The 13527-nt window shown below is 66.9% G+C and carries 12 protein-coding genes; 9 read left to right on the top strand and 3 right to left on the bottom strand.

Annotated features, from left to right (window positions below; genetic code table 11):
• Positions 1-39 precede the first annotated feature (39 nt).
• Entirely contained in the window at positions 40-1356 is a 1317-nt protein-coding gene (locus EB836_RS10740) for a M20 family metallopeptidase (RefSeq protein ID WP_101639119.1), read from the top strand.
• 103 nt (positions 1357-1459) lie between these two features.
• Positions 1460-3079: an NAD(P)H-hydrate dehydratase gene (locus EB836_RS10735; protein ID WP_135540227.1), complete on the top strand. Its 1620-nt coding sequence runs from the start codon at positions 1460-1462 to the stop codon at positions 3077-3079.
• A 16-nt stretch (positions 3080-3095) separates the two neighbouring features.
• On the opposite strand, the gene EB836_RS10730 is transcribed toward EB836_RS10735, so the two are convergent.
• Positions 3096-3773, bottom strand: a complete 678-nt coding sequence (locus EB836_RS10730; protein ID WP_135540225.1) for a hypothetical protein — start codon at positions 3771-3773, stop codon at positions 3096-3098.
• A gap of 253 nt (positions 3774-4026) precedes the next feature.
• On the opposite strand from EB836_RS10730, the gene EB836_RS10725 reads away from it, so the two are divergent.
• The 4 genes from EB836_RS10725 to EB836_RS10710 are packed head-to-tail and all read left to right on the top strand — an operon-like array spanning position 4027 to position 7164.
• Positions 4027-5259, top strand: coding sequence for an alanine racemase (locus tag EB836_RS10725; protein WP_101639122.1), 1233 nt, complete (start codon positions 4027-4029; stop codon positions 5257-5259).
• Entirely contained in the window at positions 5256-5858 is a 603-nt protein-coding gene (gene tsaE / locus EB836_RS10720) for a tRNA (adenosine(37)-N6)-threonylcarbamoyltransferase complex ATPase subunit type 1 TsaE (protein ID WP_135540223.1), read from the top strand. Before EB836_RS10725 ends, tsaE begins: the two co-directional genes overlap by 4 nt.
• Complete coding sequence (gene tsaB / locus EB836_RS10715; RefSeq protein WP_101639124.1) at positions 5855-6658, top strand: tRNA (adenosine(37)-N6)-threonylcarbamoyltransferase complex dimerization subunit type 1 TsaB; 804 nt, start codon at positions 5855-5857, stop codon at positions 6656-6658. The genes tsaE and tsaB overlap by 4 nt, the downstream gene beginning before the upstream one ends.
• A complete protein-coding gene (locus EB836_RS10710; protein ID WP_101639125.1) occupies positions 6655-7164 on the top strand; it encodes a GNAT family N-acetyltransferase in 510 nt (169 codons plus the stop codon). The genes tsaB and EB836_RS10710 overlap by 4 nt, the downstream gene beginning before the upstream one ends.
• Here EB836_RS10710 and EB836_RS10705 read toward each other — a convergent pair.
• Positions 7161-7799 (bottom strand): biliverdin-producing heme oxygenase, encoded by a 639-nt coding sequence (locus tag EB836_RS10705; RefSeq protein WP_101639126.1) that lies wholly within the window; start codon positions 7797-7799, stop codon positions 7161-7163. The genes EB836_RS10710 and EB836_RS10705 overlap by 4 nt on opposite strands.
• 142 nt (positions 7800-7941) lie before the next feature.
• The gene (locus tag EB836_RS10700) at positions 7942-10416 is read right to left on the bottom strand and encodes an HtaA domain-containing protein (RefSeq protein ID WP_101639127.1); all 2475 of its coding nucleotides are present in this window, start codon (positions 10414-10416) and stop codon (positions 7942-7944) included.
• Between EB836_RS10700 and EB836_RS10695 the strand changes: the two genes are divergently transcribed.
• The 3 genes from EB836_RS10695 to EB836_RS10685 are packed head-to-tail and all read left to right on the top strand — an operon-like array spanning position 10408 to position 13525.
• Positions 10408-11475, top strand: a complete 1068-nt coding sequence (locus EB836_RS10695) for an ABC transporter substrate-binding protein (RefSeq protein WP_240689853.1) — start codon at positions 10408-10410, stop codon at positions 11473-11475. The two genes, EB836_RS10700 and EB836_RS10695, sit on opposite strands and share 9 nt — an antisense overlap.
• Complete coding sequence (locus tag EB836_RS10690; protein ID WP_135540221.1) at positions 11472-12683, top strand: iron ABC transporter permease; 1212 nt, start codon at positions 11472-11474, stop codon at positions 12681-12683. Before EB836_RS10695 ends, EB836_RS10690 begins: the two co-directional genes overlap by 4 nt.
• A complete protein-coding gene (locus tag EB836_RS10685) occupies positions 12680-13525 on the top strand; it encodes a heme ABC transporter ATP-binding protein (protein WP_135540220.1) in 846 nt (281 codons plus the stop codon). The genes EB836_RS10690 and EB836_RS10685 overlap by 4 nt, the downstream gene beginning before the upstream one ends.
• The last annotated feature ends 2 nt before the right edge of the window (positions 13526-13527 follow it).

Below are 13527 nucleotides of genomic sequence, written 5' to 3'. Positions count from 1 at the left end.
GAGGAACCGCGATCTGTGCGAGGGCAATAGACTCGGGACATGAGCTCACTTCCCAACAACGCCGCCACTGCCACCACCACCGCCGACGCCGCCACCCACCCGATCCCGGCTCCCACCGAGGCGGCCGCCCCCATCCACCTGCCCACCGCCGAGGACGCCGCGGACATCGCGCCCGGCCTCGTCACCCTCCGCCGCGCACTCCATGAGAACGTCGAGGTCGGACTCGACCTGCCGGTCACGCAGAAGCTCGTCCTCGAGGCCATCGAAGGCCTCGACATCGAGGTGAGCACGGGAGAGAATCTGTCCTCGATCATCGTCGTACTCCGCGGCGGCGCCCGGAAGACCGACTCGACCGGGGGCGTGCCCGCCGTGCTGCTGCGCGGGGATATGGACGGGCTGCCCGTGAACGAGGCGACCGGATTCGACTTCGCAGCCACCTCGGGGAGGATGCACGCCTGCGGTCACGACCTGCACACGGCCGGGCTCGTCGGTGCACTCAAACTCCTCCACCGCGACCGCGAATCCCTGCCCGGTGACGTCGTGTTCATGTTCCAACCCGGCGAGGAGGGCTTCGACGGGGCCGGGAAGATGATCGACGAAGGCGTCCTCGACGCCGCCGGACCCCGCGTCAAAGCCGCCTTCGGCATCCACGTCTCTGCCGACGCCGACCTCGGAGTCGCCAGCTCCCGCCCTGGGTCCTATATGGCGGCGTTCTCGAAGATGACGATCACCGTCCACGGCAAAGGCACCCACGCCTCCCGCCCGGCCACCGGCAAGGACCCCATCCAGGTCGGAGCGATGCTCGTCGGCCAGCTGCAGGAGTACGTCACCCGCCGCTTCGACATCTTCGATCCCCTCGTCGTCACCGTCGGCCAGTTCAACGGCGGCACCGCCCCGAACGTCGTCCCCGACTTCGCGACTCTCGTCGTCAGCGTCCGCACGTTCTCCGAAACCGTGACCTCCCGCGCCGAGGCAGAGCTGCCCAACCTCGTCCGTGACCTCGTCGCCGCCCACGGGCTGTCCGCCGAGGTGGAATACGAACAGATCCTTCCCCCGACGATCAACAATGACGCCGAAGCCGAATTCTTCCTCTCTACCTTCACCGAACTCTTCGGTGAGGAGCGGACCGTGCGCAAGGCCAACCCGCTGCCCGGCTCCGAGGACTTCTCCCGCGTCCTCGACGCCGTGCCCGGCGCCTATGGGCACTTCGGTGTCGCGCTGCCGAACCTGCCGGTCGACGAACGAGAGGCCAACCATTCACCGCGCGCTCGCCACAGCGATGACGGCCTGGCCGACCAGGCACTGTTCCTCGCCCACTTGGCCGGTCGCCGGCTGGCACAGCTGGCCGAAAACTGACCCGGCAGTCTGGTCTGGAAAGTGGAAACGGCATACGGTGCAGGGACAGGTCCTATGCAGGGCGACGTCGAATCAGCAGCCGTGTCATGAAGAGGAGCAGTCGATGAGCGTGTTCGCCTACCCGAGCGAGATCATCCGGGAAGCCGAGGTGCCTCTGCTCGAGGCCGGCGTCCCGCTCATGGCCCGTGCGGCCCGGGCGCTGGCGAACATCGGCATCGACACGCTCACCACCCACCTCGGTCAGGTCGCCGGAACCAGGGTGTGCGTGCTGGCCGGTCCGGGCAACAACGCCGGGGATGCGCTCTTCGCCGCATCGACTCTGAGCAGGCGCGGTGCCGCCGTCACCGCCATCACACTCTTCGACCGCACTCACGACGAGGGGCTGACCGCCGCACGCCGTGCCGGAGCACAGGTCATCGCGTTTACGACGGCCGAGGCGAGCGCCGCTCCCACCAGCGCCGCTCCCACCAGCGCCGCTCCCACCAGCGCCGCTTCCACCTCCGCCGAGGCGGCTGGCCCCACTTCCGCCGAGTCTGCCCGCGCGGACGCGTACCGCGAACTCTCCCGCGCCGATCTCGTCCTCGACGGCATCCTCGGCACCGGCGGCAGGCGCGGACTGCCCGACCACATCGCGAAACTCATCGCCGTTTGGGCCCCGCACCGCACCGGGAGCCTCATCGCCGTCGATGTGCCCTCCGATCTCGACCCGGATCCCGACGACGCCGAGACCCGCCTGCATGCCGACCGCACCGTGACCTTCGGCGGATTGAAAGCCGAACTCATCGACCCGCGCGTGCACGAGTTCACCGGCAGGATCGACGTCATCGACATCGGCCTGGGACTCGATACAGATCTCGCTGTCGCCGAGCTGCTCGACTCAGGTGACCTCAGATCGGACTTCCCCCGGCCGCAGGAGAGCGGCCACAAATACTCCCGCGGCGTCGTCGGGGTCCTTGCCGGTTCCGAAGACTATCCGGGTGCGGGCGTGCTCACGACCACCTCGGCGGTGAGCACTGGGTCAGGTATGGTCCGCTATCTCGGCTCCCCGCTCGTCGCCGAGTACGTCCTCGGCCTCCATCCCGAGGTGGTCAGCTCCTCCGGACGGGTCAACGCCTTCGTCTTCGGGCCCGGCGACCCCGAAACCGAATTCGTCCAGGCCGCGGTCGACGCCCTCGGCGAATCACACATTCCCGTGGTCATCGACGCCGGCGGACTCGAGATGATCGGGCGAGCCGAGGCGATGGTCGGCACCTGGATGGCCGAGCGGCCGATCATCATCACCCCGCACGCCGGCGAGCTGGCCCGACTGCTCAGCCGACTCCTCGGCGAAATCATCACAGCCGGCCGCATCGGACAGGACCCGGTCGGGTGGGCCCGGCAGGCCGCGCAGCTGACCGGAACGATCGTGCTCCTCAAGGGCCACCACACCGTCATCGCCGCTCCCGACGGTCTGGTCGTCCTGCCCGAGCCGGGTCCGGCGAGCCTCGCCACCGCCGGGTCCGGCGACGTACTGGCCGGGATCCTCGGCACGCTGACCGCGACCGCATCGGCACGGCACCGCTACGACGGCGATGACCTGCCCGTCCCGAACCGCGAATGGGCGCGGCTGGCCGGTCTCGGCGTGCTCGTGCACAACGCCGCCGGAGGGCGGGCCGTCACCGCCTCCGGGTTCGCCGATGCCCTCACCGAGGTGGTCGAGGAACTCATCCACGGCACCGACTGAACCGTGGGCCTCCGTCTCAGTGGATGAGGATCTGCGTCTCCGTCGATCCCTCCCACTTCATCGCCTTGACGAGGCTGGACTCGTACATCGATACGCAGCCGGCGGTCTTCATCGACTCCGTGTTCGCGTGCAGGAAGATCGCCGACCCCTTGCCTGGAGTGCGGGCCTCGTTGTAGCCGATGACCTGGGCATACTTATACGGCTTCGGCTGGTAGAGCGATTCGCCCTCGTATCCTTCCGACTTCAGCTGCATCGTGTTGTAGCCCTCGGCCTTCGTCGCGTCGCCGTCGACCCACACATGATCACGGGTGACCTTCGTCCAGGCCTTCTGCAGGCCCGGGTTCGCCGAGGTGCCGAATCCGTCGCGCATCCAGAACACTCCCTTCGGAGTCTTCCCGTCGCCTTCGCTCTTGCTCGACGTCGTTCCGTCAGAGCCGAGCCGCGCCTTGTAGGGACCGCTGTCGCGAACGTACCGGTCGCCGGATTTACTGCACAGGTAGATATCGGCGGTGATCGTCGACCGCTGCTTGACCTCGATGGCTTTCGCCGCCGTGACCGATTCGTTCGCCTCGACGCCGGTGCAGTGCTTCGCGGCCGCCTCAGCGGGGCCGGTCTGTCCGGTCACCGTGAGGACCGCCGCGAACATGACGGTTGCGATCACGATCGCGATGGTGCGACCTGATGTGGTGTGCATGATGTCTCCTTCTTCATCGAACGGTTCTGCGAACTCTTCTTCGCCGAACGCCTCGTCGGCTGCAACCGCGACGCCGTCACCGGAAGCGCCGACGGTCGCGGGGAAACAGCGTAGCGAAGGTGCTGACCGGGGACGGTGCATTCTCACATTGAAGATTTCGTCGGTGCGCCGCCTCTGCGAGATCGACCCCATCCGGCTCCGGCAGACCGTCCCGATACTGCTCGGCGGCAGGTGTCGGCGGTAGTCTTATCCAGTGACATCTTTCGACATCCCCGAGGCTCTTGTACGGGCCGAGATCGACGAGGCGGCCCTGCGGGACAATGCCGCTGTCCTTGCCGATCGCCTCGCACCCGCCCGCCTCAAATGCGTCGTCAAAGCCAACGCCTACGGCCACGGCGTCGACCTCATCGCTCCCGTCCTCTTCACGGCCGGATGGCGTGAGTTCTGTGTGGCCACGATCCCCGAGGCCCTTCACCTGCGCAGCCTGCTCGGCCCCGAGCCCGAGATCATCGCATGGCTCTACGGACCCACCACCGACCTCGACGAGGCGGTGCGCGCCGACATCCAACTGGGCGTGTCGACAGTCGAATCCCTCGACCGACTGACGAAGGCGGCCCGCCGCACCGGCGCCACGGCCCGAGCCCATCTGAAGATCGACACCGGCCTCGGCCGCAACGGCCTGTCACCGGAAGCAGTCGTCCGCGCCTTCGACTGGCTGCGCCGCCACGCCGAAGACAGCCGCAGCGCTGTCACCGACGACACCGACCCCACCCGCGGCCCCGGTGCCACGACCGATATCTGCATCGTCGGAATCATGAGCCACTTCGCTGTCGCCGATGAACCCGAACGCCCCGAGACCGCAGCGCAGAGCGCGGTCTTCTCCTCCGCCCACGGGCAGCTGCGGGCAGTGCTCGACGCCGCGGACGGCTGCCTCGGCGAATCGGATGACCTGGACGTCCATATCGCGAACTCGCCGGGCGCGCTCACCCTGGGACCGTGTCCGGGCACCTCGGCCAGGGTGGGGCTCGCGCTCTACGGACTGTCCCCACTCGAGGACGGGGATCCGACGGTCCTCGGGCTGCGACCGGTCATGCGGCTAGTCTCCGCCGTCATCAATCTCAAGGACATTCCCGCTGGTCACGGCGCCTCCTATGGACTGACGTTCACCGCTGCGACCGACACCCGGTTCGCGCTCGTGCCCGGTGGGTACGGGGACGGCCTGCCGCGGTCGGCATCGAACCGGGCCGAGGTGGCCATCCGCGGTCGTCGCTACCCCGTCGTGGGGCGGATCGCCATGGATCAGATGATCATCGACATCGGCGCTGGAAACGACGAGGTGGCCATCGGCGACGAGGTCGTCATCTTCGGGCCAGACGGTCCGAGCGCGGCCGAGTGGGGGACCTGGGCGAATACGATCAACTACGAGATCGTCACCCAGCTCAGCGCACGTGTCGACCGCACAGTACGGAAAGGAGACGGACGATGAGGTTCCATCTCGAATCCTTGGAGCAGATGCGCACTTTCGCCGCCGCCTTGGCCGATCATCTGCGAGCCGGCGACCTGCTCATTCTCACAGGCAACCTCGGTGCGGGGAAGACGACGTTCACCCAATCTCTGGGGACGGCTCTCGACGTGGCCGGGCGGATCACCTCGCCGACGTTCATCATCGCGCGCGTTCACCCGTCGCGCAGCGGCGGCCCTGCGCTCGTCCATGTCGACGCGTACCGGTTGGCCGACGGGGAGGAGCTCGAAGACCTCGACCTCGACTCCGAGTTGGATGAGTCGATCACGGTCGTCGAATGGGGCGCCGGCATGGCCGAGCAGCTCAGCAGCGACCATCTAGACATCACCATCGCCCCGGTGTGGGACGAGTCCGACGACGAGGAACTGATCGGGGTCGACGGCGCAGACGAGTCTGAGGACGAACGGCGCACCGTCGACCTCACCGGCTGCGGGGATGCCTGGGCCGCGCGCATGCCCCGAATCCAGGCTGATATCTCGGCAGCTGCGAACGTGAGCGTCGAAAACCCGGCCTCCGCGGACCTGCCCGGCGAGGGCTCAGCGAATGAGGGAGACGAATCATGATCATTCTGGGCATCGACACCTCGCAGTCGGCCTCCGTGGCCCTCGTCGACACGGACACCGGTTCGGTCATCGCCGCCGAGCAGGCCGACGACCAGCGTCGACACGTCGAATTCATCGGTCCCGCGCTCGCCGACGTGCTCGCCGCGGAGGCCCAGCCCGAACTCGTCGTCGTCGGCATCGGGCCCGGTCCCTTCACGGGACTGCGAGTGGGCATCGCCGCCGGCATCGCCGTCGGCCAGGCCCGCGGAATCCCGGTCAAGGGCCTGCTGTCCCAGACCGCGATCGCCGAAGAGTTCGTTCGCAGCTCGGCGGGGGGCTCGCCCGAACCCGGCTCGGAGAGTGCCTCGGCAGCCGGCTCGACCGGCCCGGGCCCCGTCCTCATCGCCTCGGACGCCCGCCGCAAGGAGGTCTACTTCAGCGTCTATGACTCCGCCGATGCTTCGTTGAGCGCCGGACCATTCGTAGCGAAACCGCTCGAGGTCGCCTCGGTCCTCGCCGCCAACGGTTGTCGGTTCGACCCGTTCGGAACCGAGCAGGCAGGGAACGAGGCCGCATCCGTCGAGTCGGCGACCGCAGCAACGGCCCTGATCGGCGAGAAGCTCGGCCGCGGGTTCCTCCTCTACCCCGACACCCTCGGAGCCACGACCACTGAGTCCATCACCGACCCCCGTGCCGAATACCTCGCCCTCGCCGCAGCACGTGAACTCGCCGCGGGTCGAGAACTGAGCGAACCGATCCCGGAATACCTGCGCGAACCCGATGCGAAGGCGACCCCGGTGCGCGAGAGCTCACTGAGATGACCTCCGTGACCATCGCCGAGCTGCCCTGGTGGGACCTCGCCGAGGTGGCCGACCACGATGCGGCGATCTTCGGGCCCACCGCGTGGACTCTCGGCTACTACTGGTCGGTCAAGGCACAGAACGGCACGATCATGTTCGCCGCCAGGACCGCCTCGGCGGGGGAGAACGGGACCTTCGACGGTTCGACCGCGACGCAGGGCAACACCAACTCGGCGGGGGAGCTGGCCGGCTGGGTCGTCATGTCCGCATCCGGTGCGGAAGCCGATGTCATGACCATCGCCACCACCGAGGCGGCCCGCGGGCAGGGCATCGGTCGAGTCCTGCTCGACGCGGGGATCGACTGGGCGAAGGACCGCGGCGCCGAGGTCGTCCACCTCGAAGTCGACGAACGCAACACCTCGGCGCTGGCGATGTACGCGTCCTTCGGATTCGTGGAATGGGGACGGCGCCCGGATTACTATCCGGGCGCCGCGGCCGTGCTCATGCGTCTGCGGATCGGTGACTAGGCGACCGGAACCGCGCGCTGTTCGGTGGCGTCGGTGAGGTCGACGAGGAGGTCACCGTTGAGGCGGAAGGCCTCCATGGTCTCGTCGATGACGATCTGCTCGTCGCCGCCGGTCGACGCCACTTCGTCGAGGAGGCGGCGGTAGGCATCTTTGTACGGCTTCGTCTTGCCGAGTGCCGCGAAGTCCCACATCGTCAGTGAGGTCGCGGGCAGGCTGTAGTGACGGCCCATGAGGGCGCCGATCGCCTGGCCGCCGGAGAGATCCCCGAGGTAGCGCGTGTAGTGGTGGGCGATGACTTGGTCGGCTCGTTCGAGTCCGGCAAGGTGCGCGGCATAGGCGGCAGCGCTGGGCATCACAGGCAGTTCCGCACCGTCGAGGGCGGAGAGGTCGGCTGCGATGCGCTCGGAGCGGAAGAGGCCGGCGTCGTGGAAGGGCGCGAAGACCGGATCGTCGGCGAACTCCCGCGACTTGGACTCGAGCACGGGATAGATGACCTCGTACTGCTTGAGCAGGAGAGCGTAGGCCCGAGAGTCGAGCCGTCCTTCCATGAGGTCGACCATGAAAGTGGTGTGTTCGACCTCGTCGTGGATGGTGGCGGTGCTGGCCTTGAGGCGAGCGGAGAACGGTTCAGACATGATGTTTCCTCGTTGAGAGATCGTCGATCCGAATGACGGTTCGCGATAGCGGGTCTTAGGGGTGAGTCCGTCCCGGTTCGGAACTCAAGTTTCGAACCGGGACGGACTCGCTGGCTCACTACATTACTTGTCTATGGCCAGTTTAGCGCTTGCGCATCCGCGAGAACAGAACAGAACCTGCGCCGAGGATGATCAGACCGAGCGCGATCGGCAGAGTCATCAGATCGGCACCGGTGCGCGGCAGGTTCGACCCGTCGGAGCCGCCGGAAGCGGATCCTCCGGTAGACGATCCCGCCGAACCCGAACCTGCGGATCCCGAACCGGCACTGTCGTCGGAGCCGGAAGCGTCGGCCTCGGCACCGTCGGCCGCACCTTCAGACGCGCTCGAACCACTGTCGGAACCGGCCTCGGCGCCATCGGTCGCAGCGTTGTCTCCGGCTCCGTCTGCTGATCCGCCGTCCGAGTCGCCTGCGCTGCCGGCGTCGTCATCGGCGGCCTCGTCCTCGTTCACAGTGACGGTGAACTCGGCGGGGTCGGAGGGCACACCGTCGACTGTGGTGATGGCCGAGTAGGCGTAAGTGCCCTTGGCGCTCGGCGCCTTGGCGGAGAAGTTGCCTTCACCATCGGCGGTCACCGTGACGTTGTCCTCGGCCGGGACAGTCGCGGCGAATGCCTTGACTTGGCTTCCGGCGTCCTTGTCGACCACAGGGGTCCACGCGAGGTTCACCTCGGCGTTCGGGGTGGTCGTGCCCTTGACGAGTCGGTCCTTGCCGACGGTCTGGTCCTTGACGACAGGCTTGGCAGGCTTATCCTCGTCTCCATCGGAGCCGCCATCGGAATCATCTCCGTCGGCAGCGCCACCGGCATCCGAATCGGAACCGTCGGCATCACCTTCGGCTGCATCGGCTGCGCCGTCATCGTTGCCTTCCGCAGCATCAGCGGCGCCTTCTGCACCGTCGTTGTCGCCTTCAGCAGCATCGGCAGCGCCGTTGTCATCGCCCTCGGCGGCGTCAGCAGCACCCTCATCGTCGGACTCGGCACCGTCGGTGTCACCTTCGGCGGCATTGTCGTCTGCCTCGCCTTCAGCAGCGTCGGCTGCACCATCGTCAGTGCCTTCGGCGCCATCGGCTTCACCTTCGGCTGCGTCGGCGGCGCCTTCGTCGGTGCCTTCTGCACCGTCGTTGTCGCCTTCGGCACCGTCGGCAGCGCCGTCGTCACCGGCCTCGGCACCGTCGGCTGCGGCGTCATCCTCATCATCCTCACCGGGGAACAAGGCGTTCTTCTGCTCATCGGTCAGGTCGATGGGTTCGCGGTAGAGCTCGGCGTCACCGGTGGGCAGGCCATGGGCGACCCAGGTGAGCACGTCGTAGTCCTTGGACTCGTCGAGGTCGGTCGCCTTCGCGTTCACGTCGACGTCGATTGTGCCGTCCTTGATCTGCGGAGGCATCACGTACTGCACGGCGGTCGTGTTGCCGGCCGTGACGTCCTTGCTCGCCAGGTCACGGTCGACGATCGCCGCGTAGGCACCCGCCGAAGGCTTGCCGGTGCTGGCCTCGGGGAGGTTGTCGTAGCCGTCGCCCGTGACGTTGACGGTGAGACCGTCATCGGCGCTGGCCGACTTCACCGAATGTGAGGTCGAAACCTTCGGCGCCGGGGCCTGCGCGGTGTATTCGACCGTCAGCGGGTTGGTCTTCTTCCGCGGCTGGATCGACGTGCTCGCTCCGGCGGTGGTGTACCAGTACGAGTCCTGACCGGTCTCGACGTTGAAGTCGATCCAGTCCTGTGGCATCGCACCCCACCAGGACTCGTTCTCCGCGGTCTTCTCGGACTGCAGGTTGCGGCCGTCGGTGTCGGTCTCCACGCCGAGGTAGTCGGGGGTGAATTCGAAGCCGTCGTCGGTGACGTCGACTTCGCCCTGCTGGATTTCGACGATATCGCCGTCGCGAGCATCGAGTTTCTTCCAGATGCTCAGGTCGTCCATATCGGCGCCAAAGCCCGAATAGGTTCCCGTGATCGTGCCCTTGCCGTCCTTGACCTCGAGCTTCGGATCCGAGATCGTCCAGTAGGTCATGCCGCCGTAGTAGGCGAAGGACCAGGAGCCCTCCCACTGGATCGAAGCGCTGTCCTTGTCGGGGTCGACAGTACCCGTGCCGTTCGCGATCTCGATGTGGTCACCGGTGTGGTTGTTCTCTGCTTCGGCGTTGACCTTGCCGTTGACCGAGTTTCCGTCACCATCGGTGCAGCGGTCGGCGAAGTTCGACGCCTTGCCGTTCGTCTTCACGATCGAGGTGTTCCCGTCGGTGAAGTTGCCGTCATCGTCGACCGGGTAGATGGTTCCGGCATCGTCGGCTGTCCAGATCCGGGCCATGCCCGTGTCTCCGGCCTCACCGGCGATGAGGAAGTTGCACCCACCGAAGTAGGCGCCGCCGGTGGATTCGTCGTTGACCGACCAATTGAACACGGCGTCGTCGACGGTCTTGTCGACTGCGCCGAACGCCGGGGCGCTCATGCCCATTCCCAGCAGGCCGGTGGCGGCCGCGATCGCCGCCCCCGCCGCCAGCGGCGAAGTGAAGCGCCGAGCCTTCCCGGCCCGTGCGCGCGCACTCTTGTGCGTCATAGATTCTCCTCATTTTCAACGTCGTACACGGCGAAGCAGACGACCGCCTACACCCAGGCCGGAGAGATCCCGCCGGTCTCCGACACCGCCGCACACGAAGCGAATCTGCCGGTGACGGTGAAGAGCAACGATGGTCCTGCGCAGACGGTGAAGAAGACCGACCGGATCCTGGCGATGAACCAGAACGGCGGGATCGCCGCCGCCGTGGTCGGCCTCGGCCTCGGCTGCAACCTCGTCGGCCGCGACATCGCCACCGACTTCTCCCAGCTCGTGCCCGGCGCCGAGCAGCTGCCGCTGATCACCCAGGGCGGGCACGAGATCAACGCCGAGGCGGTGCTCGCGCTCTCGCCCGACGTCATCCTCACGGATACGACGATCGGCCCCTATGATGCACAGCTGCAGCTGCGCAACGCCGGCATCCCCGTCATCTTCATCTCCTCGTCCTACTCCGAGGGCGTGCGCTCGGCCGGTCCTCAGGTCCGAGAGGTCGCCGAGGCGCTCGGTGTGCCCGAGCTCGGTGACAAACTCGCCGAACGCACCGTCCGTGAGATCAACGACACGCAGAAGGCAGTCGCGAAGCTTGCTCCCGAGGATCCTGCCGACCGCCCGCGGACGGTCTTCCTCTACCTGCGAGGCAATATCTACTACTGGTTCGGGGTCGGCTCCGGAGCAGATTCGCTCATCCAGTCCGTCTCCGCCCGCGACGTCGCCGCCGAAGTCGGATTCGAAGGCATGTCACCGACGAACTCAGAGGCCCTCATCAAGGCAGCACCGGACGTCATCATCGTCATGACCCTGGGACTGGCCTCGGTCGGAGGCATCGACAAGGCCCTCGAACTGCCCGGCATCAAACAGACGCCGGCGGGCAAGAACCGTCGGCTCGTCGACATGAGCGACTACGAGGTGATGAGCTTCGGCCCGCGTTCGGCACAGGTGCTCGCGGCACTCGGCACCGCGATCTACGCCCCCGAGCTCGCCTACCACCCTGACCATCCGCCGAAGTCCATCGAAAAGCGTCTGAAAGAGATCAATGAGGAACTGGAAGAGGATGAGGCATGAGTGAGTCCACCGAGATACGGGACCGCTCACTGCGTCGCTCCCGCCGCGACCGCCTCGGCGAGGGTGGTGACAGCTCTGCCGACTCCGCAGCAGGAAACCGCGCTGAACCGACGAGCCGTCTCAATCCCGCAGGAAAGGGCGACGGCCTCGACCTCGGACGCATCCGCGGTCAGCGCACCGCGCGGGCAGGAACCCTGTTCCTGCTCCTGATCATCGCCCTCATCGCTGCCTGCGTCCTTTCTGCCGCGATCGGTCAGCTCTTCATTCCGCCGCTGGAAGTCATCGGTTCGCTCCTGCACAAGGTCGGCCTCGATTGGCTGCCGGGGCCGAGCCACGAATTCGGTGAGGAAGCCCTGTGGCAGGTGCGCTTCCCCCGCGTGGTCATGACAGTTCTCGTCGGTGCTGCACTCGGCGTTGCCGGAGCGATGATGCAGGGCGTCTTCGGCAACCCGCTGGCCGAACCCGGAGTCGTCGGAGTCTCCTCCGGAGCCGCAGTCGGTGCCAGCGCTTCGATCCTCTTCGGGTGGTCATTCCTCGGTGCGTTCACCACCCCGACCTTTGCCTTCGTCAGCGGTCTGATCACGACCTTCGTCGTCTATACGGTCTCCCGCTCGGGAGGACGCACGGAAGTGATCACCCTCGTCCTCACGGGAGTCGCGGTCAACGCCATCGCCGGAGCCGCGATCGCCTACATCACCTTCGCCGCACCCACCTCGGCGAGGGAGCAGATCGTGTTCTGGCAGATGGGCAGCTTCAACGGCAGTCTGTGGTCCCAGGTCGGGCTGATCCTGCCGCTCATCGTCTTCGGGATCATCATCGCCCAGACCCTGGCTCCGGGACTCGACATCCTGTCCCTGGGCGAGAAGAGCGCACGCCACGTCGGGATCAACGTCGAACGGCTGCGCATCATCGTCATGGCCGTCGTCGCTCTTCTGGTCTCTGCAGCGGTCGCATTCTGCGGAATCATCGCCTTCGTCGGCCTCGTCGTCCCGCACATCATCCGCATGGTCATCGGGCCCGGCCACCGACTGCTGCTGCCGGCCAGCGTGCTCGGAGGTGCGGTGCTGCTGTCGATCGCAGACCTCGCCGCCCGCACGCTCGTCGAATTCGCCGACCTGCCGATCGGCATGCTCACATCGCTGGTCGGCGGACCGTTCTTCTTCTACCTCATCAGACGCAGCCGCAAGGAATCGGGAGGTTGGGCATGAGCATAGGCTCCCTCAATCGGTCATCTGTCCGTCGCGCAGAATTCCCCGCACCCGGCGAACCGATCATCTCCGTGCGCGGCGCGGAGGTCAGCTTCGGCGACCGCTCGATCCTCGCAGGCATCGACCTCGACATCCGGTGCGGAGAGGTGCTGGCGATCGTCGGCCCCAACGGTGCCGGAAAATCGACCCTGGTCAACGCGGTCACCGCTGACGTCGAGCTCGACGCGGGCAAGGTGCTCATCGACGGTGAGGCGGAATACTCCTGGTCGACTCGCGAACTCGCGCTGCGCCGGGCAGTTCTTCTCCAGGACATCGGGATGGCCTTCCCCTTCACCGTCCTCGAAGTCGTCGAGATGGGCCGGTCCCCGTGGGCCGGCATGCGCGAATCCCAGCACGACGACCTCATCGTCTCCGGATCGATGTCGAGGACCGAGACCGTCCAGTTCGCGGCGCGGAAGTTCACCTCCCTGTCCGGGGGCGAAAAAGCCCGCGTCGCTTTGGCCCGCGTGCTCGCGCAGGCGACGCCGGCGCTGCTGCTCGACGAGCCTACGGCGCCGATGGACATCCGTCACCAGGAACTGGTCCTCCAACAGGCCCGCGACTATGCGTCGACCGGGGGAGCCGTGGTCATCATCGTCCACAATCTCGACCTCGCCGGCGCCTACGCCGACCGCATCGCGATGATCTCCAACGGTTCGATCATCGCCGACGGCCCACCTTCCGAGGTGCTCACCGCCGACCGCATCAGCGACGTCTACGACTACCCCGTGTCCATCGTGGCCGACCCGAACACCGGTGCACCTCTGGTTGTGCCCGTGCGCGCCGGCCGAAAGGAAAACTGATC

It is taken from the genome of Brevibacterium sp. S111, assembly GCF_004745075.1.
Taxonomy (GTDB): domain Bacteria; phylum Actinomycetota; class Actinomycetes; order Actinomycetales; family Brevibacteriaceae; genus Brevibacterium.
This window is presented reverse-complemented; position numbering and strand designations above follow the sequence as displayed.

Coding starts and splice junctions, on each gene's coding strand:
- EB836_RS10690 (WP_135540221.1), top strand. CDS start 11,472: ATGAGTGAGTCCACCGAGATACGGGACCGCTCACTGCGTCGCTCCCGC.
- EB836_RS10740 (WP_101639119.1), top strand. CDS start 40: ATGAGCTCACTTCCCAACAACGCCGCCACTGCCACCACCACCGCCGAC.
- EB836_RS10735 (WP_135540227.1), top strand. CDS start 1,460: ATGAGCGTGTTCGCCTACCCGAGCGAGATCATCCGGGAAGCCGAGGTG.
- tsaE (WP_135540223.1), top strand. CDS start 5,256: ATGAGGTTCCATCTCGAATCCTTGGAGCAGATGCGCACTTTCGCCGCC.
- EB836_RS10730 (WP_135540225.1), bottom strand. CDS start 3,773: ATGCACACCACATCAGGTCGCACCATCGCGATCGTGATCGCAACCGTC.
- EB836_RS10700 (WP_101639127.1), bottom strand. CDS start 10,416: ATGACGCACAAGAGTGCGCGCGCACGGGCCGGGAAGGCTCGGCGCTTC.
- EB836_RS10705 (WP_101639126.1), bottom strand. CDS start 7,799: ATGTCTGAACCGTTCTCCGCTCGCCTCAAGGCCAGCACCGCCACCATC.
- EB836_RS10685 (WP_135540220.1), top strand. CDS start 12,680: ATGAGCATAGGCTCCCTCAATCGGTCATCTGTCCGTCGCGCAGAATTC.
- EB836_RS10710 (WP_101639125.1), top strand. CDS start 6,655: ATGACCTCCGTGACCATCGCCGAGCTGCCCTGGTGGGACCTCGCCGAG.
- tsaB (WP_101639124.1), top strand. CDS start 5,855: ATGATCATTCTGGGCATCGACACCTCGCAGTCGGCCTCCGTGGCCCTC.